This window comes from Embleya sp. NPDC001921, from assembly GCF_053594475.1.
This window is the reverse complement of sequence record NZ_JBSFEO010000041.1, coordinates 46,461-70,004: the sequence shown is the minus strand read 5'-3', so window position 1 is coordinate 70,004 and position 23,544 is coordinate 46,461. Positions and strand designations below refer to the sequence as shown.

At 73.1% G+C, this 23,544-nt stretch carries 18 protein-coding genes; 10 read left to right on the top strand and 8 right to left on the bottom strand.

All coding sequences use genetic code 11. The features are described 5' to 3' along the window. Positions 1–8: 8 nt before the first annotated feature. A complete protein-coding gene (locus ACWCPW_RS37450) occupies positions 9–1,811 on the bottom strand; it encodes an ABC transporter ATP-binding protein (RefSeq protein WP_449766043.1) in 1,803 nt (600 codons plus the stop codon). 254 nt (positions 1,812–2,065) lie between these two features. Beyond that, a complete protein-coding gene (gene lanKC / locus ACWCPW_RS37445; RefSeq protein ID WP_449766042.1) occupies positions 2,066–4,789 on the bottom strand; it encodes a class III lanthionine synthetase LanKC in 2,724 nt (907 codons plus the stop codon). A gap of 1,089 nt (positions 4,790–5,878) precedes the next feature. On the opposite strand from lanKC, the gene ACWCPW_RS37440 reads away from it, so the two are divergent. Continuing rightward, positions 5,879–6,865: an aldo/keto reductase gene (locus ACWCPW_RS37440; protein ID WP_449766041.1), complete on the top strand. Its 987-nt coding sequence runs from the start codon at positions 5,879–5,881 to the stop codon at positions 6,863–6,865. Positions 6,866–7,007: 142 nt separating this feature from the next. Next, a complete protein-coding gene (locus ACWCPW_RS37435; protein WP_449766040.1) occupies positions 7,008–8,501 on the top strand; it encodes an amidohydrolase family protein in 1,494 nt (497 codons plus the stop codon). Between the two features lie 219 nt (positions 8,502–8,720). Here the strand turns inward: ACWCPW_RS37435 and ACWCPW_RS37430 are convergent, their stop codons facing one another. The 3 genes from ACWCPW_RS37430 to ACWCPW_RS37420 form a co-directional block, all read right to left on the bottom strand. Then, entirely contained in the window at positions 8,721–10,028 is a 1,308-nt protein-coding gene (locus ACWCPW_RS37430) for a sensor histidine kinase (protein ID WP_449766039.1), read from the bottom strand. 429 nt (positions 10,029–10,457) lie between these two features. Then, the gene (locus ACWCPW_RS37425) at positions 10,458–11,264 is read right to left on the bottom strand and encodes a CmcI family methyltransferase (protein ID WP_449766038.1); all 807 of its coding nucleotides are present in this window, start codon (positions 11,262–11,264) and stop codon (positions 10,458–10,460) included. Between the two features lie 76 nt (positions 11,265–11,340). Then, positions 11,341–11,724: a MerR family transcriptional regulator gene (locus ACWCPW_RS37420; protein WP_449766037.1), complete on the bottom strand. Its 384-nt coding sequence runs from the start codon at positions 11,722–11,724 to the stop codon at positions 11,341–11,343. A 147-nt stretch (positions 11,725–11,871) separates the two neighbouring features. Here ACWCPW_RS37420 and ACWCPW_RS37415 point away from each other — a divergent pair, with 147 nt between their 5' ends. Further along, positions 11,872–12,804 carry a hypothetical protein gene (locus ACWCPW_RS37415; RefSeq protein ID WP_449766076.1) on the top strand — a complete coding sequence of 311 codons (933 nt, stop codon included), beginning with the start codon at positions 11,872–11,874 and terminating at the stop codon, positions 12,802–12,804. On the opposite strand, the gene ACWCPW_RS37410 is transcribed toward ACWCPW_RS37415, so the two are convergent. After that, positions 12,781–13,422, bottom strand: coding sequence for a TetR/AcrR family transcriptional regulator (locus ACWCPW_RS37410; protein WP_449766075.1), 642 nt, complete (start codon positions 13,420–13,422; stop codon positions 12,781–12,783). The two genes, ACWCPW_RS37415 and ACWCPW_RS37410, sit on opposite strands and share 24 nt — an antisense overlap. Positions 13,423–13,574: 152 nt before the next feature. Here ACWCPW_RS37410 and ACWCPW_RS37405 point away from each other — a divergent pair, with 152 nt between their 5' ends. Continuing rightward, positions 13,575–14,342 (top strand): SDR family NAD(P)-dependent oxidoreductase, encoded by a 768-nt coding sequence (locus tag ACWCPW_RS37405; protein ID WP_449766036.1) that lies wholly within the window; start codon positions 13,575–13,577, stop codon positions 14,340–14,342. A gap of 117 nt (positions 14,343–14,459) precedes the next feature. On the opposite strand, the gene ACWCPW_RS37400 is transcribed toward ACWCPW_RS37405, so the two are convergent. Next, a complete protein-coding gene (locus ACWCPW_RS37400; RefSeq protein ID WP_449766035.1) occupies positions 14,460–14,942 on the bottom strand; it encodes a nuclear transport factor 2 family protein in 483 nt (160 codons plus the stop codon). A 499-nt stretch (positions 14,943–15,441) separates the two neighbouring features. Between ACWCPW_RS37400 and ACWCPW_RS37395 the strand changes: the two genes are divergently transcribed. After that, positions 15,442–17,706 carry a glycoside hydrolase family 3 C-terminal domain-containing protein gene (locus ACWCPW_RS37395; RefSeq protein ID WP_449766034.1) on the top strand — a complete coding sequence of 755 codons (2,265 nt, stop codon included), beginning with the start codon at positions 15,442–15,444 and terminating at the stop codon, positions 17,704–17,706. Between the two features lie 72 nt (positions 17,707–17,778). Here the strand turns inward: ACWCPW_RS37395 and ACWCPW_RS37390 are convergent, their stop codons facing one another. Continuing rightward, entirely contained in the window at positions 17,779–18,375 is a 597-nt protein-coding gene (locus ACWCPW_RS37390; RefSeq protein WP_449766033.1) for a TetR/AcrR family transcriptional regulator, read from the bottom strand. 127 nt (positions 18,376–18,502) lie between these two features. Between ACWCPW_RS37390 and ACWCPW_RS37385 the strand changes: the two genes are divergently transcribed. From ACWCPW_RS37385 to ACWCPW_RS37365, 5 genes are all read left to right on the top strand, one after another. After that, positions 18,503–18,742 (top strand): hypothetical protein, encoded by a 240-nt coding sequence (locus tag ACWCPW_RS37385; protein ID WP_449766032.1) that lies wholly within the window; start codon positions 18,503–18,505, stop codon positions 18,740–18,742. Between the two features lie 460 nt (positions 18,743–19,202). Then, a complete protein-coding gene (locus ACWCPW_RS37380) occupies positions 19,203–20,615 on the top strand; it encodes a glycosyltransferase family 2 protein (protein ID WP_449766031.1) in 1,413 nt (470 codons plus the stop codon). Positions 20,616–20,810: 195 nt separating this feature from the next. Next, on the top strand, positions 20,811–21,944 hold the full coding sequence (wecB, locus tag ACWCPW_RS37375) for a non-hydrolyzing UDP-N-acetylglucosamine 2-epimerase (protein ID WP_449766030.1): 1,134 nt from the start codon (positions 20,811–20,813) through the stop codon (positions 21,942–21,944). Between the two features lie 214 nt (positions 21,945–22,158). Further along, a complete protein-coding gene (locus ACWCPW_RS37370) occupies positions 22,159–22,485 on the top strand; it encodes a nuclear transport factor 2 family protein (RefSeq protein ID WP_449766029.1) in 327 nt (108 codons plus the stop codon). 212 nt (positions 22,486–22,697) lie between these two features. Then, positions 22,698–23,528, top strand: a complete 831-nt coding sequence (locus ACWCPW_RS37365) for a helix-turn-helix transcriptional regulator (RefSeq protein WP_449766028.1) — start codon at positions 22,698–22,700, stop codon at positions 23,526–23,528. Positions 23,529–23,544 lie beyond the last annotated feature (16 nt).

The following is a 23,544-nucleotide window of genomic DNA, read 5'->3' as shown; positions in this document are numbered from 1 at the left end:
CGCCTCCTTCAGGCGATGAGCAGTTGGCGGGCGGCCAGGTCGCGGTACAGGGGGCTGGTGTCGACCAGTTCGTGGTGCCGGCCGACCGCCGCGACCCTTCCTCGGTCCAGCACCACGATCCGGTCGGCGTCGACCACGGTGGCGAGCCGGTGCGCGACGATCAGCATCGTGTGCTCGGCGGATACGGCCCGGATCGCCTCGCGGAAGGCGAACTCGTTGCGCGCGTCGAGATTGCTGGTGGGCTCGTCGAGGAGCAGGATCGGCGAGGCGGTCAGCAGCGTGCGGGCGATCGCCAGCCGCTGGCGTTCTCCACCGGACAGCAGCACACCGCTCTCGCCGACCTCCGCGTCCAGGCCCAGCGGTGAACGCTCCACGATGCCGGCGAGGTTGACCGCGTCGAGGATCGTGAGCAGTCGCGCGTCGTCCGCCTCGGGCGCGGCGAGCAGCAGGTTGTCGCGGATCGTGCCGGCCAGGACGGGCGCCTCCTGCTCCACATAGCCCAGTCGCGCGCGCAGCAGGTCGCGCGGCAGCTCGCGGATGTCGATCCCGTCGAGGCGGATCGCACCGGCGTCCACGTCGTAGAAGCGCTCCATCAGCGCCAACACGGTGGACTTGCCCGCGCCCGACGGTCCGACCAGCGCGGTCCGGGTGCCCGGCGCGATGTCGAAGGAGACGTCGCGCAGCACCGGTTCGCCGGCGCGATAGCCGAACGTGACGTGCTCGAACGTGATCGCCGACGTGCCCGCGGCCGGCAGTGGGGCGCCCGGGTGTTCGATCGTGTGGGCCCGCGCCGCGACGGGCCCGGTGGGCACCGGTGCGGACGGGTCGGCGACGTGTGTGTCGCCGGCCGTTTCGGTGGGCAGGCGCAGCACCTCCTCGACCCGTTGGATCGCGCCCAATCCGGTCTGGAGCTGGGTGTACGCGGTGATCACCTGGCCCAGCGGGACGACCAGAAAGAACAGGAACAGCACGAACGCGACCAGATCGCCCACGGACAGCGTGCCGTCGGCCACCCGGGTCCCACCCACGCCCAGCACCAGCAGGAACACACCGTGCGTCGCGATGTGCGCGATCGGCGCGACCAGCGCCTGAAGCCGGGCCAGCCGCAGTCCCGAGGCGTAGGCCAGCCGGGCGCTGCGGTTGATCGCCTCGGTCTCGCGCTGCTCGGCGCGGGCGGCACGAATGGTGCGGACCGCGCCGATCGCCCGCTCCAGGCCGGAGGCCATCTCGCCGAGGCGGGCCTGGGCCTGCTCGGACACCGGGCGGGTTCGGCCGCTGATCAGCATCGCACCCAGCAGCGCCGCCGCCAGTCCGCCGCAGGTGACCGCGAACAGTACGGGGTCCACCAACAGTGCCGCGGTGGCCGCGCCCAGGATCATCAGCGCGCCGGTGGCCAGTTCGAACAGGCCCGCGGTGACCACGAGTCGCAACAGCGCGCTGTCCGCACCGATCCGGGACAGCAGGTCACCGGTGCGGAGCCGGTCGTAGTCCGCCACCGGTAGCCGCAGCACATGCGCGGTCAGCCGTTCGCGCACCGACAACACCAGCCGCTCGGCGGTGCGCACCAGCAGGTACTCCCGAATTCCGTTGACCAGCGCGGCCCCCAGCAGCAGCGCGCCCAGCACCAGCGCCGGAGCGACCGTCGAGCGGGACTCCTCGATCGCGGCGATCACCGATCGGATCAGCAGCGGTTGCAGCAGGGTCCCGGCCGCGGCGATCAGCGACAGGACGCCGGCCACGGCCATCACGCCCACGTGGCCGCGCAGGTATCGAAGCAGTTCCCGGGGCCCGACCCGAGGCGTCCGGCTCATCGCGGGCCCACCGCGAGGATTGGCATGGTCGATCCACCCGCTTTCGTCCCCAAGGGGGATTCGTCCGTTGCGCCACCGGCCGGGGTGCGGGATCGATGGATCCCGCACCCCGACACGGTCACGCTTCGATCAACAACCCAGGCTCGCCCAGCTGCACGCGCAGCAGATCGAGGTCCAGCCGCTCGCGAAGCCGTCCTCGGAGCCGATTTCGGACTGCATCTCCTGCAGTCCCAGCACGAAGTTCGACATGGGGTTCACCTCCCTCCGGAAGTCGCGGTGATGGTGTCCTCGAACCGGTGTCCCGTCGTACCGGGGACCTCGGCCGAGAGTTCGGGGTGGGCCTTCGCCCAGGACGCGGAGCCGAGGAAGGGCAACAACTCGGCGGTGCGTCCGGCCAGCACGTTGATCAGGCGCAACACGCCGGCGGATCCGGTGGCCAGGTCGAGCGAGGCGCGCAGGTTCTGCTCGCCGGGGAAGACGAGCCCGTGCTCGTCCGCGAGCGCGTACAGGTCCAGCGCCGCGACACCCGCGTCGACGCGCTCGGCGAGGTGCGCCCGATCCGGTCGCGCGCCCGACTCGCGCAGCGCGCCGACCAGTCCGGCCCTGCCGTTGAACAGCCCGGCGCCGACGCACACGTCGTCCGCGCAGGCCAGGGCCAGCGACGGTACGGCGGCGGCGATCCGGTCGTCGTGTTCGTGGCCCAGGATCAGGTCGCCGACCAGTGCCACACCCGCGCTGCCGGTGGCCAGGTAGGGCAGGACCCGCCCGCCGTTCCTGACCTGGAGGCTGCCGTCGGGCAGGGATCGGCACTGGTCGAGGTCGCGGTGCAGTGCCGCGACGGCCGCCTGTAGCCAACGCCTTCGACCGGTGACCTCGAACATCCGCAGCAGGAACAGCGCGGGGCCGGACCAGCCGTACATCAGTCCGCCGGAGAAGTTGTCCACGGCGTTCCCGGCGCGGTCGCGCAGCAGTGAGCCGGCTGCGGCGGCGTGCTCGCCGATGCTGAACACCCCTTGGCCGACCGCCGTTTCCACGGTCGCGGCCAATTGCTCCGCGTGCTCGAGCAGGTTCGGGTCCGCGGTTCGGCGATGGAGGTCCAGACTGGACAGGCCGATGCCGGCGAGTCCGTCGAAGAGCTTGATGCCGTGCACCTGCGGGACGCGGATCAGGCACCGTTCGTGGAACGCGAGGGCGGTGTCGGTGCGACCCAGGTTGTACAGCACGTGGCAGATGCCGGCCGCTCCGTCGTAGAGGCCGAAGCGCGGCTCGCGGCCCGCGCCGAGGTCGCGTTCGAGCCAATCCGCGACGCCTGCGAGTTCGCCGGCGTCCACGCCGGCGGTGTGCAGCGTGTCGATCACCCCGGCCGCGCCGAACGCCATACCGCCGCCGCCGTGGAAGAACTGGTTGATGTCGCCCGGGAACAGTCGATCCCGCCGATCGAGCGTGGCTCCCGCACGGATGGACGCGGTCAGCGCACTCGTGTGCCGCTCCCAGGATCCGGCAACCCCGGTGAAGGTCAGCCGCGCATCCGGTGGACGCAGTCCCGAGGCGGGTTCGACGGCGACGGTGAGCGCCCGGGTGAGCGGACGGACCACGTCGTCCGGGAGGTCCAGGCGCTGTCGCGCCTTGGCGACGAGCGCGTGCGCCTTGGCCGGGCACAGCGCCAGGAGGCTGTTCAACGGCAGGTACAGGAACAGCCGGATCGCGTTGAGCGAGTACAGGTCGGCGGCCTCGCCGCGCAGCACGTCCGGGGCGGCGAACCCGGGTGCGCCCAGCGGGCGGGGTCCGGGCGTGCCTTGCGGCTGCGCGGCCTCGAAGTCGATCAGTGACACGTTCAGTTCGTCGTCGATCAGCACGTTGCCCGGATGCAGGTCGTTGAACAGGTATCCCCGGGCGTGCACGGCTCGCACCGTGCGCTCCAATCGCTCGAGGATGTGCTCGACCGTCGCCGCGTACTCCGCGGCCGAGCCGTGCTCGCCGGGGTTGTCCGGGCTCGGGTAGTTCAGCGTGACCCAGGTCTGCAGCGAGATGCCCGGGACGTGGTCCATGGCCAGGAACTCGTGGCCGCCCAAGAGGTGGTAGTCGTGCGCGAGCGGGATGCCGGCGATGCCCTGCAGATCGACCAGGACCGCGTGTTCGCCGCGCAACCGCGCGGGCGCGTCCCGGCCCAGGCGGTCCAGGCCCGCGTGTGGCCTGCCCTCCTTGAGCACCAGTTCGGCGCGGTCGTGGAAGCGGCGAACCCGGTAGACCCCGCCGCCGTTCGAGAAGTGCAACGCGGAGAGCATCTCGTAGGGAAACTCCTCCGGCTGTTCACGACTGATCCGCGGCGTGGCCGAGGGAGCGAGGAAGTCGGGTATCTCGACCCAGTCCGGCACGGTGAACCGGGGTTCGCGATGGTCGGGCACCAGTACGCCGTCCGGCCGTTCGACGGCGGGCGTCCTCGTGCCGTCCTGCCCGTAGACGTGGCGCAGCGTGAATCCGCCGTAGCGGACGTACAACGGCCCCTCGTTCCAGCGCAGATCGCTGAGGATGTACGGGCCGGGCGAGCCGCCGATCGCGGCGTCGAGGTCGACGAGGGTACGGCGCAGCTCCTCGACGTCCCTGGGATAGAGGGTGAGGAACTTTCCGCTGCCCTCGCGCGGGGCGTACTTCCCGTTCCGTGCCTGGAGCACCAGCGAGTTGGGCAGGAACTTGACCGCGATCGCGTGCCGAAAGCAGTACGCGGTCACCTTCTCCAGCAGGTCGGCCGCGTTGTCGAGCGTGGCCGAGACGTGGATCTTCCAGCCCTGGGCGGGCAGTGGGGCCGCATCGGGCGGAGGCCGCAGGTGGGTCCACGGGCCCGCGGCCACCAGTTCCCACCCGGGCGGGGTGTCGACGAGCGTTCGGTAGTCGAGTTGGCCGGCGTCCGGCCGCAGCCGATCCGGGGAGTCGTAGAACCTCGGGTCCGCCAGACAGTAGGCCGGATACCGAACGTCCATCGGGGTCTCCTCTCGAACCGGGCGGGGCACGGGTAACCGGACGGGGCACGAGCACCGGCGGATGGTTCGGCCCCGGGGGGCCTCGGCCGATCCGCCGGGCCGGCGCCGAAGCGACGGACACGACGATGCGGGGTCGACCCTGAACAAACCCTGAACAGGCCTTGAGCAAAGCTGGAATCGGCTGGTCGGCGGGCGCGCGAACGGACACGCGAGGGGCCTTGCCGGTGCCCGGTACGGGGTCGTCGTCGGTGGCCCGGGCATGCGCGAGCCCGACCGGGCGATCCGCCGGGCCGGGCGCGTGGTTCAGGCCGCGGGACGGCGATCCCCAGGACCGGCGCGGCGCTCGGCCGGTCGTGGATCGGTGTCTCGCGCTACGGCTTCCATCGCGACGAGCTGTACTTCGTCGTGGCCGGCCGGCACCTCGCCCGGGGTTGCGTCACCGCCGCGGGCCGCGCGACGGAGACGGGGGTCGGCGGGTCCCCGAGCCCCGAGCCCCGGGTCGGCGGGTCGCCGGATCGCCGGATCGGCGGATCGGCGGATCGGCGGATCGGCGGATCGGCGGATCGGCGGCGAACGGCCGTGGTGGTAGATGCGCGGGCCCGCGGCCGGGTCGGCGGGTTCCGGGACGAGGGCGGACACGAGGCGGCGGCGCGGATCGGGCGGTTCGGTGGCCCCCAGCGCACCGGTACCGGCCGCACACGCCGCGGCGTTCGTGTCCATCCTCGTCCCCGTCGCCCCACCGGTGACTCGGCGTGCTCCCCTCCAGCCGCACGCGTGACACGTTTGTACGGGCGAGTCGCGCGATCCGCCTGACGTGGAACGCGCTGTCGCCATCCTCGCGAGCGCCGGGGGTCCGGCGATATCCCATATTTCTGGGAGCATTCGCGGGACTGCCCGCCGGCAGGGTCGACAACGTGTCCGCGTTCGCCGACTGGGCCCGCAGGCACGGCCAGTGGTCGGAGTATCCGAGTTGAGGACGCCCGACCCCCCGGGTTCGAGCCGGCCCGAGCGCTTGACCTGGAGCGCGCTCCAGGTTGTTGACTCCCGTTCGGGGCTCGGAGACCACGAGCCGAACCGGAGGGGAACACCATGAAGTACCGCACCATCGGAACCGATCCGTCCACCCGCCGCGAGGTGAGCGTGCTCGCCCTGGGCGCGATGCTCTTCGGCACCCGGACCGACGAGAAGACCTCCTTCGCGGTGCTGGACCGCTACGTCGAAGCCGGCGGCACCTTCATCGACACCTCCGACAACTACGCCTACTGGGAGGACGGCGGCCAGGGCGGCCAGAGCGAGGCGCTGCTCGGGCGCTGGCGGCGCAGCCGGGGTGTCGGCGACGAGATCGTGATCGCCACCAAGCTGGGCGCGGCCCCGCTCGCGCCCGGCACCGGATTCATCGACAACCCCGAGGGGCTGTCCGCCGAGACCATCCGCGAGGCCGCCGAGCGCAGCCGGGAACGCCTGGGCGTGGAGCGGATCGACGTGCTCTACGCCCACATCGAGGACCGGACCGTCCCGCTGCGCGAAACCGTCGAGGGCTTCGGTGCGTTGGTGGTCGAGGGCACGGTCGGACTGCTGGGGGTGAGCAACCACGCGACGTGGCGCGTCGAGCGGGCCCGCGCGCTGGCGGCGGCGGCCGGCGTGCCCGGCTACGAGGTCCTGCAGTACCAGCACAGCCTGCTGCGCCCGCGCTACGACATCTCCGACGCGCTGTTCGAGGACGGCAGCCTCGGTCACGCCGGGCCCGACCTGCTGAGCTACCTGCGGGCCGAGCCGGACCTGACCCTGGTCGCCTACTCGCCGCTGCTCGGCGGCGCCTACGTGCGCGAGGACAAGCCGCTGCCGCCGGACTACGACCACCCGGGCACGCCGGCCCGGCTGGCGGTCCTGCGCGAGGTGGCGAAGGAGACCGGGGCCACGGTGAACCAGGTGGTGCTGGCCTGGCAGTTGGGCGGCGCGTTCCCGATCGTCCCGCTCGCCGGCGCGTCCTCGGTCGAACAACTCGAGGAGAACCTGGCCGCGGTGGACCTGGAGCTGACCCCGGAGCAGCGCGGCCGTCTGGACGCGGCCCACTGACACCGGGCCGCCCGCCCACCCGTTCGGGACCCTTATCGCGATCGCACCCGTGGTGTGCTGGTCGCGCCGAACGAAGACGGCGCCCGGAATTGGGGCGGCCGGACGGATCCGCCCGGGCGTCGGCTGCCTAGTCTGTGGTCCCATGACGCAATCAGCCGCGCTGCCGTTCGGGACCCACGACTTCGTGCTGCGAGGCGGTCGGGTGCTCGACCCGGAAACCGGGCTCGACGCGGTGGCCGACGTGGGAGTGACCGCCGGCATGATCAGCGCCGTCTCCCGGGAGCCGCTCCGGGCCCCGCGAACGGTGGACGTGCGCGGTCTGGTGGTCGCGCCGGGCTTCATCGACATGCACAGCCACTCGCACGACGTGGCCGGCCACCGCCTCCAGGCCCTGGACGGGGTCACCACCGCGCTCGACCTCGAGGCCGGCCTGTCGCCGGTCGAGGAGGGCTACCGGCAGGCCGCCGCCGAGGGACGCCCGCTCAACTACGGCTTCTCCGCGTCCTGGTGCCAGGCCCGGATGACCGCCGTCGGCGGGCTTCCGCACGGTGGCGGCATCGCCGTCGCGCTCGCGCAGCTCGGCCACCCGGCCTGGCAGCTCGAGGGCGACGGCCGGCAGGTGGACGCGCTGCTCGAACTGCTGCGCCGAGACCTCGCCGCGGGCGCGCTGGGCATCGGCATCGTGGTCGGCTACGCGCCTCGGATCAAGCCCGAGGAATACCTCGCCGTGTCGCGACTCGCCGCCTCCGCCGGGCGCCCGACGTACACGCACGCCCGGCAACTGATCGAGGAGGAGGACGACACCCCCATCGACGGCGCGCGGGAGATCGCCCGCGCGGCGGCGGAGACCGGGGTGCACGCGCACTACTGCCACGTCCCGTCCACATCGCTGCGGCACACCGACCGGGTGATGCGGCTGATGGAGGACGTACGCGCCGAAGGCGGCCGGGTCTCCACCGAGGCGTACCCCTACGGCGCCGGCATGACGGCCATCGGCGCGTCCTTCCTGGCGCCCGAGAAGCTCGGCAGGGCGCACATCGAACCCTCCGACATCGTCTACGCCCCGACCGGGGAGCGTCCGGCCGACGCCGCGCGGCTGCTCGAGCTGCGGGCGGCGGATCCGGGCGGTCTGGCGATCGTGCACTTCCTCGACGAGAACGACCCGAACGAGCGCGCGTTCGTGGACCGGGCCCTGCTGCATCCGGGCAGCGTGATCGGCTCCGACGCGATGCCGTTGACCTGGATGAACGCGAAGGCCGACCCGATGGCGTGGCCGCTGCCGCCGAACGTGGTCACCCATCCGCGCACGGCGGGCACGTTCTCGAAGGTGCTGCGCCGTTACGTCCGCGAACTCGGCGCGCTCACCCTCATGGACGCCGTCGCGCGCGGCAGCTTCGGGCCCGCGCGGCTCCTCCAGGACAGCGTGCCGGTGATGCGCCGCAAGGGCCGGGTGCAGGCGGGATGCGACGCCGACCTGATCGTCTTCGACCCCGACACCGTCTCCGACCAGGCCACCTACGAGCAGAGCACCCGCCCGTCCATCGGGTACGCGCACGTCCTGGTCGGCGGCGTCCCCGTGGTCCAGGACGGCGTCCTGTGCCTGGACGCCCTGCCGGGCACCGCCGTACGCGCCTGACCGGGCCCGCCCACCCCGACGGACCGCGCCCCTCGCCGAGAGCGCGGTCCGTCGGCGCTCCCGCGCCCGGGAGGACCGGCGCGCGCCGCGCTCACCGTCCCGGCGCGCCGGCCCCGCCGTTTCGGTGCCGGGAGGCGGCCGCCGAGCGGGAGGGTTCGGGTGCCGGCTTCCGTGCGCCGCACGGCCCGGTGGTTCGGCCCCGTACGGCGACGGTCGCGGTCAACCGCCGCCCGCCGGCGACCCGGCGGTGAGCGGCAACGTGAGGTGGACCCGGAAGCCGCCTTCGGGGCGTTCGCCGGCCGACAGCGTGCCGCCCAGGATCTTGGCCCGCTCGCGCATGCCGATCAGACCGTGGCCCGGACCCGCGTCCGGACCCGACGTCGGACCCGGTCCCGGGCCCGGCCCCGGGCCGATTCGCGCTCGGGCCGCGTCGCGGCGCGGACCGTCGTTGGCGATGCTGACGCTCAGCCGGTCCGACAGGTGCCGGACCCGCACCTCGGCGCGGGTGGTGCCGGCGTGCTTGACCACGTTGGTCAGCGCCTCCTGGACGATGCGGTAGACGCACAGTTCCAGGCCCGGGGCCAGGTGCTTGGCGACGCCCTCGGTGGTCAGGTCCACCACGACCCCGACCGTGCTCATCCGCTCGGCCAGTTCCGCGAGCCGGTCCAGCCCCGGCATCGGACCGGCGGCACCGTCGCCGCCGGTGTCGCCGGTCCGCTCGCCGTCGACCCCGCCGTCCTCGTCGAAGTCGACCCGAAGCAGCGCCAGCAGGCGCCGCATCTCGTCCAACGCGTCCCGGCCGACGTCGCCGATGACGTCCAGCGCGGCGCGCGCGGCGCGCGGATCGGAGTCGAAGACGTACGAGGCCAGGCCCACCTGCACGGTGATCACCGACATGTGGTGCGCCACCACATCGTGCAGTTCCCGGGCGATCCGCACGCGCTCGTCCACGATCGCCCGCCGGGCGCGCTCCTCCTGCTCCCGCTCCAGCCGCGCGCTGAGCAGGATCAATTGCCGATTGCGCTGCGCGAGTCTGCGCATCGCGTCGCCGATCACCACCGCGGTCACCGGTACCAGGACCGCCTGGGCCAGCACCAGCGCCGGCGCCAGCCGTCCCTGCGCGCCGCTGAACGCGACGACCCCGCCGACGAGCACGGCCCCCGCCGCGGCGACCCGCGGCGGTCGTTGCCCGGCCAGGGTCACCAGCGCGATCACCGGCGCCCAGAAGTTCAGCGAGGGCTGATAGCCGGCGGCCAGGTACACCACGTACATCGACGCCGAGGCGATCAGCACCGGCACCGGGGCCCGTCGGCGCAGCGCGAGCGGCAGGCTCAGCGCGCAGGTGAGCAGGTACGCGGTGGCATCGAAGCGCGCCCACCCGGCCGGGTGGAACTGCTGCCCCGCCACACAGCCCGCCGCGGCCATCGCGACCGCCAGCACGACGTCCACCAGCCGATGATCCGGGCGCCACCGCACCGTGCGCGCGGATCCGCTCCTGGGCTCGGCCCCCGCCGAGCCGCGTGGCATGTCGCCGACCACCCGGCCTCCGGCTCTGCCGCCCACCGGCGGTACCCGTTCGCGCACGCTCTACCGACGCGCGACGGAGCCGACGATGGATCTCCCCGGGCCGGGCCCGACACCGCGCCCCGCGCGCGTCCCACCGCCGCCTACCGCACCCATCGCGGCTCCGTCTCCCCGTCGACCGCCCTGCGCCGTCGACCCCCGACAACGCTACGAATCCGGCGCGCCCCCGACATTCCCTCACCGGATGAGAAACGTGTGGAACTTCGGCGGTATACGCCGCGCGCCCTCCACCCACCGCGGTAGTCGCCCCCACCCGCCGCGGCCCCGGACGAGAGCCGACTCCCGAGCGCCGAGCCGCCCCCGCCGTCGGCGTCCCGGACCGGGTCCGCGATCCCCCGCCGCGTCGGCGCGGTCCGCGCGCCGACGGGCGGGTCACTCCCGCGCGGTGCGTTGGAGCCAGCCGTGCGGGTGACTGGTGACGCCGTACAGCTCCAGGTCCCGGCGCGTGGTGAACGCGCTGCCCTGCTCCGTGGCCAGCCAGTCGGTGACCGCGGGCACCACACCGCCCGGCATGCCGGGGGGACACAGGTCGGGGTCGTCGACGATGCCGTCCTCGACGACGAAGAAGCCGCCCTCGGGGACCAGCCGGGCGAAGTTGCGCAGCGCGGCCGTCGTCGTGGCGTACTCGTGCAGCGTGTCCTCGACGACCAGGCAGCGGGCGGCGGCCGGGACCAGGTCCGCGACCCGGTCGGCGACGCTCGGGTCGGTGATGTCGCCGGCCACCAGGGTGATCTCGCGGGCGAAGGACGGGTCGGCGTCGTGCAGCAGGGCGGCGACCCGCTCCTGGTCCAGGTCCACCGAGATCACCCGGATCCCGTCCGGGACGCGACCGTAGCCGGCCTGGGTGCGCAGCCGGTCGCGGAACCACAGTGCCGAGCCGCCCAGGTGTGTGCCCAGTTCCACCACCACCTGGGCGCGCGAGGCCCACAACACGTGCTCGAACACGCGCAGGTCCTCGGGGAACTTCTTGATCCGCAGCCCGGCGTACCAGTCACGGACGTGTTGGCGCCCGCGCGCCCGCCGGTACTCCAGGAGGGTGGCCCGGTGGTCGGCGGTGACGGTCGGCGGCAGGTGTCCGCCCTCGATGTGATCGGTGATGGTGATCCGCTCCTGTCCCGGTGCCTCGACGGGTTCGGGCGGCGGACCTGCGCTGTTCGGGTCGTTCCGGGTGGCCGCCATCCTTCCATTGAAGAGGCCGGCCCCGGTTTCGGCAGCCGGAAACGTGAAGTCGCGCCGTCGCCGGAGCGGGCGCCGCTCAGTCCGGCAGGATCGAGCGGTACCAGTCGATCTTGGCCCGCAGATGTCCCTGTTGGGCGCGCAGCAGCGCGATCTGTTCCTCGACCGCGTCGTCGTGCCGTTCCAGCAGCCCGATGCGCTCGGCCAGCGACTCCTGGTCGCCGGTGCGCGCCAGTTCGGCGTAGCGGCGCATGTCCGCGATCGGCATGCCGGTGTCGCGCAGGCAGCGCAGTATGCCGAGCCATTGCAGGTCGTCCTCGGTGAAGCGGCGGTGGCCGCTGGGCGCCCGGCCCACGTCGGCCAGCAGGCCGATGCGCTCGTAGTAGCGCAGGGTGTCCAGGCTGAAGCCGGATCGCTCCGCCGTCTCGGCCGGGGTCAGGTAGCCCGTCGCAGTGGTGGTCATGACCGCATTCTGCCCGCCGTCCACCCCGGAACGCGCTCACCTTTTCGAGCCGGGCGGCGGCCTCGCGCCGACGGCGCGTGCGCGGCGGGCCGGCGGACCGCCGGGCCGGTTGACCCTGACACCGTGTCAGGCGCTGTGCTGGGTCGCATGATCGCCTACAACGGCTCCGGGCCGTACTGCTACACCCATTGTCTGCGCATGATGCTCGGCCCGTACGCGCCGGATCCGGCCGTGGTCGAGACCCTCACCGGGTCGCCCTTCGGGGTGCAACTGGTCGGCGGCGAAACGCCGTTCTTCGACCCGTTCGGCTGGGATCCGGAGCTGGGACTGGCCGCCGCGGTCACCGCGCTGGGCTGGACCTGCGAGCGCGAGTGCGGCGGCACCGCGGACGAGGCCCTGGACCGGCTGCGCGCCGCCTGCGCCCGGGGACCGGTCCTGGCCGGGCCGCTGGATCTGGGACTGTTGACGTATCGGCCCGGCACGCCGGTGGCGGACGGCGGCGACCACTACGTGGTGGTGCTGGCCGCCGACGCGGACACCGTGCTCCTGCACGACCCGCAGGGGCACCCGTACGCCACGTTGCCCGCCCGGGAGTTCGCCGCCGCGTGGCGTGGCGCGTCGATCGCCTACCTGGACGAGCCGTTCGTGCTGCGCACGGGGTTCGTCCGGGTCCGCGAGGTCGCCGTCGCCGACGCGCTGCGCGGGTCGCTGCCCGCCGCCGCACAGTGGCTCGCCGGCCGGCCGGACCTGCCCGTGCCGCCGGGCACCCTCGGCGGCGCCGAAGCGCTGTACGGGCTGGCCGAGGCGGTGGCGCGCGGACTCGCCCCGCACGTGCGCACCCTGCTGGCGTCGTTCGCCGTCCGGGTCGGCGCGCGCAGGCTCGACGACGCGGCCGGGTGTCTGGCCGGGCTGGGTCTGGACGAGGCGGCGCGGATCGCCGGCCGACAGGCCGCGTCGGTCGGGGCGTTGCAGTATCCGCTCGTGGCCGGGGACGACCGGGCGCTGGCGGCCGGCCTGCGCGAACTCGCGCCCACCTACCCGGAACTCGGTCACGCCCTAGGTCGTGCCCTGGTCGGCTGAACCCGGGCGCACCGCGCCGCCGACGACCGCGTCCCACGCCGCCATCGCGCACGTCGCGACGCGCTCCAGGTCCGCGCGCGACGCGCCGTCGCGGGCTTGGACGGACATGCCCTGGATCACCGCGGCGTAGAAGGAGGCGACGCCGGCGGCGTCGACGCCGGGCGGGACGTCGCCGTCGCGCACGCCCTGGCACAGTCGCCGGGTCAGGTCGTCGATGCCCTCCTTGCGCACGCCGGCCACGTGCTCGCGCACAGGTGCGTTCGCCTCGGAGCAGTTCGTCGCGCACAGCACGATCATGCAGCCGCGCGGCTTGGCCTCCTCGGTGTACGCCCGCGCGTTGGCGGCCAGCATCGCCGCGACGGCGGCCCGCGCGGTCGGCTCCTCGACCAGGGCCCGCGTCACCGTCCGGCCCTCGGTGTCGCCGTACAGCCGCAGCGACTCGCGGAACAGTTCCTCCTTGGAACCGAAGGCCGCGTACAGGCTGGGCGAACCGATTCCCATGGCCGACGTCAGGTCGGTCATCGACGTCGCCTCGTAGCCCAGATCCCAGAACACCCGCATGGCCCGTTCCAGGGCCGCGTCCCGGTCGAATCCCCTGGGTCGTCCGCGTCCGGCCAAGCCGGGCCACCGCCCTTCGCTCATCCATTTCTGTGTCGTTCGTTCAATATATGCCTTGACCTGCCCGGACGGCCCTGTGATTATTTCTGTGCCGATCGACACAGAAATCGGCGAACCGAAAAAGAACATCGACATGGAGTCGGGGGACGGGCATGCACGAGCCGACGGACGCAACGGGCGCGACGGGCAACAGGGCCGCGCTGATCACGGGTGGCAGCAGGGGAATCGGCGCGGCGATCGCCCGACGTCTGGCGCACGACGGCGTGGACGTGGCGTTCACCTACGTGAGCGCGACCGGCAAGGAGAAGGCCCGGGAGGTGGTGGCCGCCGTCGAGGCGAGGGGCCGGCGGGCCCTGGCGATAAGGGCCGACGTGGCGGACGCCGACGCGGTGACCGAGGCCGTGGACCGGGCGCACGCCGAGTTCGGGCGGCTGGACATCCTGGTCAACAACGCGGGCGTCTTCCCGAACGGCCCGATCGAGCAGGTCGCCCTGGACGAGCTCGATCGCACTTTGGCCATCCACGTCCGCGCCGCGTTCCTCGCCTCCCAGGCCGCGATCCGACACCTGCCCGAGGGCGGCCGGATCATCTCCATCGGCAGTTGCCTCGCCGACCGGGTGCCCTTCCCGGGCATCGCGCTGTACGCGATGAGCAAGGCCGCGCTGGGCGGCCTGACCCGGGGCCTGGCCCGCGAACTGGGGCCGCGCGGGATCACCGCGAACGTGGTGCACCCGGGTTCGACCGACACCGACATGAACCCGGCGGTCGGCCCCGCCGCCGACGCGCAACGCCAACTCAGCGCGCTGGGACGCTACCTGGACCCGGACGAGGTCGCCGCGACGGTCGCGTTCCTGGCGGGCCCCGGCGCCGGCGGCATCACCGGCAGCGCGCTGACCGTGGACGCGGGCGCCAACGCCTGACCCGGCCGGCCGCCGCGGGCCGCCCGGAGCACGTCTCCGGGCGACCCGCGCGGCACGCGTGGCCGGCGCGGCCCGCCCGCGCGGCACGCCGCCGTCGGACGAGCGGAAGCCGTCGGGTCACGGGGACTTGCTGTAGCCCAGCGCCTCGACGATGCGTCCGTCGCGGATGTGCATCAGATTGACGCCCGCCACCCACGCGGAATCCGCGTGCGCGTCGCCGAACACCTCGTTCACCTCGCCCCCGCCGAAGTACACGTTCCACCGGATCACCGCGCGATCCCCGAAGACGAACACCTCCTGCGGCTTGAAGGCGGTGCCGGTGTCGGCGGCCAGTTCCTGCCAGAAGCCCAGACACGCGTCCAGCCCCTCGTACCGCGTCCCCTCGGGCGCCGGCTGCACGCTCACCATCACGCACTCGTCGGCGACCAAACCGACCAGGAGCGTCGGATCGTGCGTGGTGAACGCCTCGTTGAACCGCTCGATGACCTCGGCGGTCGTCATGACCCCGGCAATCTCGCCGGTCGTGGCGGTCCCGGCGGTCCCGGTCGTCGCGGCGGTCGTGGCGGTCGTGGTCTCGGTGGTCGTCGTGGTCCGCGCCATGGTCGTGTCTCCCGTGTGTGTTCCGCCGAGTTCTCCCGAACTCGGCGGCGGTGTCCGGCCCGCCGGTCTCGGTGGCGCCGTGGGAACGATCTTGCGCCCCTCGCGTGGGCCGGACAATTCCCGCCAGGGAATGACCGGCAGCGCGCTCGGATGCCGCGGGTGCCCCGGACCGCGAACGAGGTCGGTACGCTCGGCGCGGCGCGAAGAGCAACACGCCGGCGGTGGAGACGGTGTTGACGAGCCCGGCCCTGACCACGGGCCCGGTTTCCCGGCGGGGAGCGACCTCGGATGCCCGACGAGGCCTCCGCCGGATGATCCCGACGAAGCCTCCGCCCGGTGATCCGCGACCGGGGCGCGGCCGAAATATCGGCCTGCCGACCCGGTGAGCCCATCGCGGGCACGCGATGGGCTCACCCTTGACCATCAAAACCGATCACCATATGGTTTTTGAACCGGGCAGTGGCCCGGACTGCCCCGGGACCCACCGATCGGAGTCGCCATGGCCGCGCACGACCTCACCCTGACCGACAAGGCCGCGCTGACCAGCGGCCTGGGCCAGATGACCACCAAGGCGATCGAGCACGCGGGGATCCCGTCGATCACCATGTCCGACGGCCCGCACGGGCTACGCCTGCAGCGCCCCGATCGCGATCCGGGTCAACTCGACCTGAGGCCCGCCGCCCCCGCCACGTGCTACCCGCCCGCCGTCGCGCTGGGCAGCAGTTGGGACATCGAACTCGCCCACCGCGTCGGCGCCGCGCTCGCCGTCGAGGCGGCCGCGCACGGCATCGGCGTCCTCCTCGGCCCCGGCATCAACATCAAGCGCTCGCCGCTGTGCGGACGCAACTTCGAGTACTTCTCCGAGGATCCGACGCACTCGGCCGCATTCGGCGGCGCCCTGGTCCGCGGCCTCCAGGAGCACGGCACCGGAGCCACCCTCAAGCACTACGCGGCCAACAACCAGGAAACCGACCGCATGCGGGTCGGCGCCGACATCGACGAGCGCCCCCTGCGTGAGATCTACCTGCGCGCGTTCGAACGCGTGATCCGCCGCGATCGGCCCTGGGCGGTGATGTGCGCCTACAACGGCGTCAACGGCGTGACCCTGTCCGAGAACACCCGGCTGCTCACCGACATCCTCCGCACCGAGTGGGGCTTCGACGGCCTGGTGATGTCCGACTGGGGCGCGGTGCGCGACCGGGTCGCCGCGCTGCGCGCCGGACTCGACCTGGAGATGCCGCCGACCGGCGGACGCACCGACCGCGAGGTGGTCGCCGCCGTCACCGCGGGCGACCTCGACGAGGCCGTGCTCGACCGAGCCGTCGAGCGGCTCGCGCACTTCGCCCACCTGGCCGCGCGACCCGCCGGCGACGGCTCGACCGCGCCCTACGACGAGCACCACCGACTCGCCGGCGAGGTCGCCGACAACTGCGTCGTGCTGCTCCGGAACGAGGGCCCGCTGCTGCCTCTCGACCCCGCCTCGGGCAGCGTCGCGGTGATCGGCGAACTCGCCCGCACCCCGCGCTTCCAGGGCGGCGGCAGCTCCCAGGTGACACCCACCCGGGTGGACGTCCCGCTCGACCACATCCGCGAACTCGCCACCGGCGCCCGGGTCGACTTCGAGCCCGGCTACCCGCTCGAGGACGGCCCCGAACCCGACGCCGACCCGGTCGGTACCGCCGACCGCGCAGTCCGCCTCGCCGCCGCGAGCGACACCGTCGTGCTCTTCCTGGGCCTGGCCCGACAGGACGAGTCCGAGGGCTTCGACCGCGACCACATCGACCTGCCCGCCGGGCAACTCGCGCTGCTGGAGCGCGTCGTGGCGGTCAACTCCCGGGTGGCCGTGGTGCTGTGCAACGGCGGCGTCGTGCGCACCGCGCCGTGGCACGAGCGGGTGCCCGCGCTCGTCGAGGGCTGGCTGCTTGGCCAGGCCGGCGGCGGCGCGCTCGCCCGCGTGTTGTTCGGCGCGGTCAATCCCTCCGGCAAGCTCGCCGAGACCATCCCGCTGCGCCTGGAGGACTCCCCCAGCTTCCTGACCTTCCCCGGCGCGGAGGGCCACGTGCGCTACGGCGAAGGCGTGTTCGTCGGCTACCGGGGCTACGACGCCGCCCGCCGCGAGGTCGCGTTCGCGTTCGGCCACGGTCTGTCCTACACGACCTTCGCCTACCGCGACCTGACCGTGGCGCCCACCGCCGACGACACCGGGTTCGCCGTACGGGTCACCGTCGCCAACACCGGCGACCGCGCCGGTCGCGAGGTGGTGCAGGTGTACTCCTCGGCGCCCGCCGGCTCGACGGTGGAGCGGCCGATCCGGGAACTGCGCGGCTTCGCGTCCGTGCGCCTGGAGCCGGGCGAGAGCCGGGAGGTGCTGGTCGAGTTCGACCGCGCGGACCTGGCCTACTACAGCGTGCGCACCGACGGCTGGCGGGTCGAGGGCGGCACCTACCGCGTCGAGGCCGCCGCGTCCTCACGTGATGTACGGCTGTCCGTCGACCTGGCCGTCACGGCCGACGACGCCGGCGCCGAGTTGAACGTGCACAGCACGCTGGGCGAGTGGCTGGCCCACCCGGTCGGCGGCCCGCTGCTCCTGGAGCGACTGGCCCGCGCGAGCTCCGACCTCACCTCGCGGCTCGCGCAGGACCCGATGTTGCAGCGCGCCGCGCACAACGTCCCGCTGGAGGTGGTCGCCGACTTCGCGGGCGGATTGATCGGCCGCGACGAACTGGCTGTGCTCGCCGAGCGGGTCGCGCGGGCCGCGGGCTGAGGCCCGGACCCGAACCGACCGGCGGGTGCGGTGTCCGCGAGGACGCCGCACCCGCCGGGCCGGCAATCGGGCTCAGTCGCCGCCCGTCGAAGCGGGTGCCGGTGCCGGCTCCAGCAGGGTCAGGATGTCCTTGACCGCCTGCTCCATGTCGATCGAGCGGTCGTTGAGCCACTGCAACTGGATGCCGTCCGCGACCGCGATCAGCAGCACCGCCAGCCGCTCCGGCGGAATCGCACTGTCGATGGAACCGTCCTGGATCCGCCGCCGCATCGCGGCCAGCACCGACTCCCGCGAGCGTGGATAGCGCTCGGCGAAGAACGCGTGCGCCGGATGCTCGGGATCGCTGCCCGCCGCGGCCATCGACACGTAGAGCTCGATCAACCCGGCCGCGCGCGCTCCCGCGCGGACCATCTCCAGATGCGGATCGGGCCCCTCGTAGTCCTCCCACAACCGGCGGTTCTCCTCGTCGCGGGCGCGGAGCACCTGCGTCAGCAGGTCCTCCTTCGACGCGAAGTAGTGCATCAGGCCCGGCAGGCTCAGGTTGCACCGCGCCGCGACCTTGCGCAGTGACGTACCCCGGTAGCCCTCCTCGGCGAAGACCTCCAGGGCCACCCGCAGGATCTCCCGCCGTTTCGCCTCGCCCTTCTCGTACGGGCCGCGTTTCGCCATGTCACTCACCTTAGTCCGCGCCCGCACCGAGGCCGCCGGGCCCGGTGGGAGTGACACAAAGGCAGTCGATCGGATGATGTGCCGGCGCACGCCGTTGCGGCCGGCGGCGGGCGCTCGTTGATCCGCCATGACCACATCCACGTCGCTCGACGAGGCATTGGGCACACTCGCCGGCGCGATCGAGGAGATCCTCGACCTCCTCGACTCCACTCCCACCCCCCTCCCCACCTCCGGGTGCGAGCCGGTACCCACCCGCCCTCGACCGATCCCCGACGGCCCCGATCAGGCCGTACCGATCCTGCACCTGGACCCCACCATCGACCCGGACGCCCTCGTCCACGCCCTGCGGCACGCCCTGCACCACTGACCGCCGCCCGGGCAGGTCGCCACATCGCCTCGCCGCGGCGGGCCGCGCGAGCCACCGTCGCGCCCACCTTGTCGATGGGCGGCGAACAGCCCGCCTCGATAGGCGAGTTCACGAGATCCCGACGGCCGACGCCGGCACCGAGGCCCGCGCGGGTTCGGGACCGGCCCGTCGCCACGCGCCGGGCCGGCCGCCGGAGTCGGTGCGGCGTCTCATCCGACGACGCCAACCCGCGCGTGGCCGCGTTCCCCGCGTGGGGTTGGGCCGTCAAGGTGGTGTCGGACCCGCGCCCCGGATCACCGCCCGCCGGTCCGGGGTGAGGCGTACCACTATTGCCCCGGGTTCCATTTTGTCCGAATTTGCCTTAGATTCTATGGCGAACGGCAGCATTTTTCCCTCATTGAAACCCACCAGGGCACCTGTGCCTTTGATTCGAACCGGAGGTCGTTCCATCCTCGGCGCAGTGCGTGAGTACGTCCTGAACCATCGGAGCGGCATCCTGTGGATCACCGCCGCACTCTCCCTCGGACTCCTGGTGTACATGGTGGTCGTGTTCGGCCGCTTCCTGATCTATTGGGCCGGCACCCGGCACGCCTTCCGGCACAACCGGGCGGCCCCACCCGGCGACCCCACCGCGTTCCGGTGGCACCTGGTGGTCCCCTGTCGCGACGAGGAGGCGGTGATCGCGCAGACCCTGACGGGATTGCGCCGCAGCGCCCCCGAGGCGCACCTGTGGGTCGTCGACGACGACAGCACGGACCGCACCCGCGCGCTGGTCCTGGCCGCCGCCGAGCACGACGAGCGGGTCCACCTCGTGCGGCGCCGTCGTCCGGACGCCCGGATCGGCAAGGGTGCCGCGCTCAACGCCGCCTACCGGGCGATATCCGCGTGGCTGCCCGCCGACGCCGACCGCACCCGGGTGATCCTCGGCGTGATCGACGCGGACGGCCGGCTCGACCCGGGCACCCTCGCGCTGGTCTGCGCCGACAAGGCGATGGGTCGCCCCGACACCGGCGCCGTGCAGATCGGCGTGCGCATGCGCAACGCCGACGACCGACTGCCGTTGCCCGAGCGCGGCCGCCTCGCCAACGCGGCGGCCCGGATCCTGGTCCGGATGCAGGACATCGAGTTCCGCGCCAACAACGCCGGCATGCAACTGCTGCGCCGGCGCACCGGCAGCGTGGGACTGGGCGGCAACGGACAGTTCGTCCGCCTCGCCGCGCTCGACGTGCCGGCGGGCGAGGACGGCCGCCCGTGGCCGGAGCGCGCGCTGCTGGAGGACTACGAGTCCGGGCTGGAACTGCGGCTGACCGGCATGCGGCTCACCCACGTCGCCGAGGCCGAGGTCTCCCAGGAGGGCCTGATCTCGCTGCGCCGCTTCCTGGCCCAGCGCACCCGCTGGGCCCAGGGCAACATGCAGTGCCTGCGCTACACCCGACGGGTCCTCACCTCGCCGCACTACCGCTGGACGGGCAAGGCCGAGGTGCTCTACACGTTCCTGCAACCGGTGGTCTGCGTCCTGCTCCTGGTGCTCACCCCGCTGTCCATCGGGATCACCCTGGTCGGCCTGATCGTCTTCCCCGACGAGACCGCCGCCTTCCAGTTCCGCTTCGGACCGCTGATGGTCGGCGCCTTCGTGCTGGCCGCGCTGCCGATGGTGGGCTGGGGACTGGCGTATCGCGAACGTGTGCACCCGGACCGGAGTTGGTTCACCGGACTGCTCTGGGGCGTCCTGCTGTGGTTGTACACCTACCACCTGTTCGTGGTGGCCGGCCGGGCCGCGGTACGGCTCGCGCTCGGGCGCAACGGCTGGGCCAAGACCCGGCGCAACGCCGAGATCGGCATCGCCGGCGCCCCCACCGCGCTGGAGGCCTGACCCGGCTCCGCGACGCGACGCGTCCCGACCTCGACGCGAGGCTCGAAGCGGACCCGAGGTCCGACGTGGACGCGAGACCCGACGCCAACCCGAGACCCGACCTCCGGTCGGCGACCACCCACCTCCCGAAACCCGACTCTCCCTCGAAGCCCAGCACCCCGACTTCCCTTCGAAGCCCAGCACGGAGAACCGCACGTGAGCACCCCCCGCCTGCCGCCCGCCGGCGTCGCCGTCGTCCTCGGCACCCGACCCGAGTTGGTCAAACTCGCCCCGCTGATACACGAACTCGGTTCGGCGGCACGGCTGTTGCACACCGGCCAGCACTGGGACGAGGCGATGTCCGGCCGCTTCCTGCGCGATCTGGAGCTGCCGCACCCCGAGTTGCTCACCGGGATCGGCGGTCGTCCGCGAGCCGGCCAGATCGCCCAGTCCCTGGACCAACTCGACGACGCCTTCGTCCGGCACCGCCCGGCCGCGGTCGTCGTCCAGGGCGACACCAACGCCACACTGGCCGGCGCCCTGGCCGCCAACGCCCGGGGCATCCCGCTCGTCCACGTCGAGGCCGGACTGCGCAGCTTCGACCGCGCCATGCCCGAGGAGCACAACCGGGTCATGGTCGACCACGTCGCCGACCTGCTCTGCGCCGCGACCTCGACCAACGCGGCCAACCTGCGCGCCGAATCGGTGGACGAGGGCCGAATCGCCGTCACCGGCAACACCGTGGTCGAGGTCGTCCGCCGCCAACTGCCCGGCGAGGCGGCCCGCGCGGCGCTGCTCGCCGGATACGGACTGCGGCCCGACACCTTCGTGCTGGCCACCGTGCACCGCCCGGAGAACACCGACACCGCCGCGGCCCTGCGCGCGGTGCTCACCGAGCTGGACGCGATCGCCCGATCCGGCACCCGGGTGCTGTTCCCGATGCACCCGCGCACCCGGGCCGCCGTCGAACGCTTCGACCTGAGCCCGCTGCTCGCCCGGATCACCGCGATCGACCCGGTGGGCTACGCCGAGTTCCTGGCCCTGGCCCGGCACGCCGCGCTGCTGGTCTCCGACTCCGGCGGCATCCAGGAGGAGTGCACCGTGCTGGGCCGCCCGCTCCTGGTGGTCCGCCGCTCGACCGAACGCCCGGAGGCGGTGGACGCCGGCTTCGCCGCGCTGGTACGCCCCGGCGCCCACCTGGGCGCCACGGCCCGCGCCTGGCTGGCCGACACCGAGGAGCGGCTGGCCCGTCTCGCCGACACGCCCAGTCCGTACGGCGACGGTCTGGCCTCCGCCCGTATCGCCGCACTGACCGCCCGACTCGCCGAATCACCCGTCCTCGCGGCCTGAGCGGCTCGTCGCCGGGAGCGGGCCCGGACGCGGGCGGTGGGTGCGGAATCCGCTCTGACACGCCGCCGTGCGGCAAACGGGTGAGGGTCGGCGTCCGAGGGGCTGCCGTGTTGTTCCCTGGTAGGGCACCCACCGTGCACGTCGCGCGGAACGTACGCGCGCCGTTCGTCGGTTCGCCCGCCCGTCCGTTCGTCCGCCCGTTCAGGAGATCCCCGTGGCCATCGCTCCCGGCAAGCTGTCCGATCCGGCCGTAGGCGCCTTCGTCGCCGCCGTCAACGCCCACGACAGGGACGCCTTCGCCGCGCTCCTCACCGCCGACGCGACGATGTCCGACGACGGTTCGGACCGCGACCTGCACGACTGGGTGGATCGGGAGATCTTCTCCTCCAACGGCCACATGGACGTGGTGACCGAGTCCGCAGGCGGTCGCGCCCTGGTCGTGGGCTACCGCAACGACACCTGGGGCGAGATGCGCACCGCGTGGCGCTTCACCGTGACCCCGGACGGCCGCATCAGTCGCTTCGAAACGGGCCAGGCGTAGCCCCGGGTCCGCACCCGTCGCGGACCGGCCGACACACCGATCAGGCGTCGAGAAGCAGGCCACAACCGTCGGGATTCTTCACCCCAACGCCGCGCGGGCCGGGTTCGGCGCGCGGGCCCCGACCGAGGTGGGCGACGAGCGGCCCCGGCCGCCGCCCAACCTGGGTGTACGGCACCCTCCCGGGCGATCGCGGGCCGTCGTACCGTCGGGGTATGGACAGCGACAACGCGCTCGGCACCTTCCTGCGGGCCCGCCGCGAGGCGGTCGACGTGGACGCGGCGGGCATCGTGCACACCGGCCGCCGCCGCACGCCCGGCCTGCGCCGCGAGGAGGTGGCCGTGCTGGCCGGCGTCAGCACCGACTACTACGTACGCCTGGAGCAGGGTCGCGAGCGCACCCCGTCCGACCAGGTGCTCGACGCGCTGGCCAGGACCCTGCGCCTGGGTGAGGACGCGGCCGAGCACCTGCGCCGGCTGGCCCGCCCGACGGCGCACCGGCGCCCCCGGGCCCGGCGGGCCGAGCAGGTGAGCCCGCACCTGGTGCGGATGATGCAGACCTGGGACCGGCAGCCCGCGATCGTGCTCGGCCGGTACCTGGACATCCTGGCCTCGAACACGCTGGGCGCCGCGCTGTTCGAGGCGCCGGAGCGAAACCTGCTCAGGTTGATCTTCCTCGATCCGGGCGGGCGGGACTTCCACCCCGACTGGGAGAAGGCGGCGCGCAACACGGTCGCGTCGCTGCGCTCGTGCGCGGGCGACGATCCCGGCGACCCCGCACTGATCTCGCTGGTGGGCGAACTGAGCGTGCGCAGCCCGGACTTCGCCCGCCTGTGGGCCCGGCACGAGGTGCGCGGCAAGAGCGCCGAGGCGAAGCGCCTGCGGCATCCGAAGGTGGGTGAACTCGTGCTCGCCTACGAGGCGTTGACCGTCAACAGCGCCCCCGGCCAACAACTGGTCGTCTATCAGGCCGAGCCGGGCAGCCCGACGGAGGAGTCGCTTCGCCTCCTCGGCAGCCTGGCCGCCGGAACCCCGGCCCGGCCCTGACGCCGACCACGATCCG

Bases quoted from the DNA above. Each gene is read 5' to 3' on its own strand.
- ACWCPW_RS37450 (WP_449766043.1), bottom strand. From the start codon at position 1,811: ATGAGCCGGACGCCTCGGGTCGGGCCCCGGGAACTGCTTCGATACCTG.
- lanKC (WP_449766042.1), bottom strand. From the start codon at position 4,789: ATGGACGTTCGGTATCCGGCCTACTGTCTGGCGGACCCGAGGTTCTAC.
- ACWCPW_RS37440 (WP_449766041.1), top strand. From the start codon at position 5,879: ATGAAGTACCGCACCATCGGAACCGATCCGTCCACCCGCCGCGAGGTG.
- ACWCPW_RS37435 (WP_449766040.1), top strand. From the start codon at position 7,008: ATGACGCAATCAGCCGCGCTGCCGTTCGGGACCCACGACTTCGTGCTG.
- ACWCPW_RS37430 (WP_449766039.1), bottom strand. From the start codon at position 10,028: ATGCCACGCGGCTCGGCGGGGGCCGAGCCCAGGAGCGGATCCGCGCGC.
- ACWCPW_RS37425 (WP_449766038.1), bottom strand. From the start codon at position 11,264: ATGGCGGCCACCCGGAACGACCCGAACAGCGCAGGTCCGCCGCCCGAA.
- ACWCPW_RS37420 (WP_449766037.1), bottom strand. From the start codon at position 11,724: ATGACCACCACTGCGACGGGCTACCTGACCCCGGCCGAGACGGCGGAG.
- ACWCPW_RS37415 (WP_449766076.1), top strand. From the start codon at position 11,872: ATGATCGCCTACAACGGCTCCGGGCCGTACTGCTACACCCATTGTCTG.
- ACWCPW_RS37405 (WP_449766036.1), top strand. From the start codon at position 13,575: ATGCACGAGCCGACGGACGCAACGGGCGCGACGGGCAACAGGGCCGCG.
- ACWCPW_RS37400 (WP_449766035.1), bottom strand. From the start codon at position 14,942: ATGGCGCGGACCACGACGACCACCGAGACCACGACCGCCACGACCGCC.
- ACWCPW_RS37395 (WP_449766034.1), top strand. From the start codon at position 15,442: ATGGCCGCGCACGACCTCACCCTGACCGACAAGGCCGCGCTGACCAGC.
- ACWCPW_RS37390 (WP_449766033.1), bottom strand. From the start codon at position 18,375: ATGGCGAAACGCGGCCCGTACGAGAAGGGCGAGGCGAAACGGCGGGAG.
- ACWCPW_RS37385 (WP_449766032.1), top strand. From the start codon at position 18,503: ATGACCACATCCACGTCGCTCGACGAGGCATTGGGCACACTCGCCGGC.
- ACWCPW_RS37365 (WP_449766028.1), top strand. From the start codon at position 22,698: ATGGACAGCGACAACGCGCTCGGCACCTTCCTGCGGGCCCGCCGCGAG.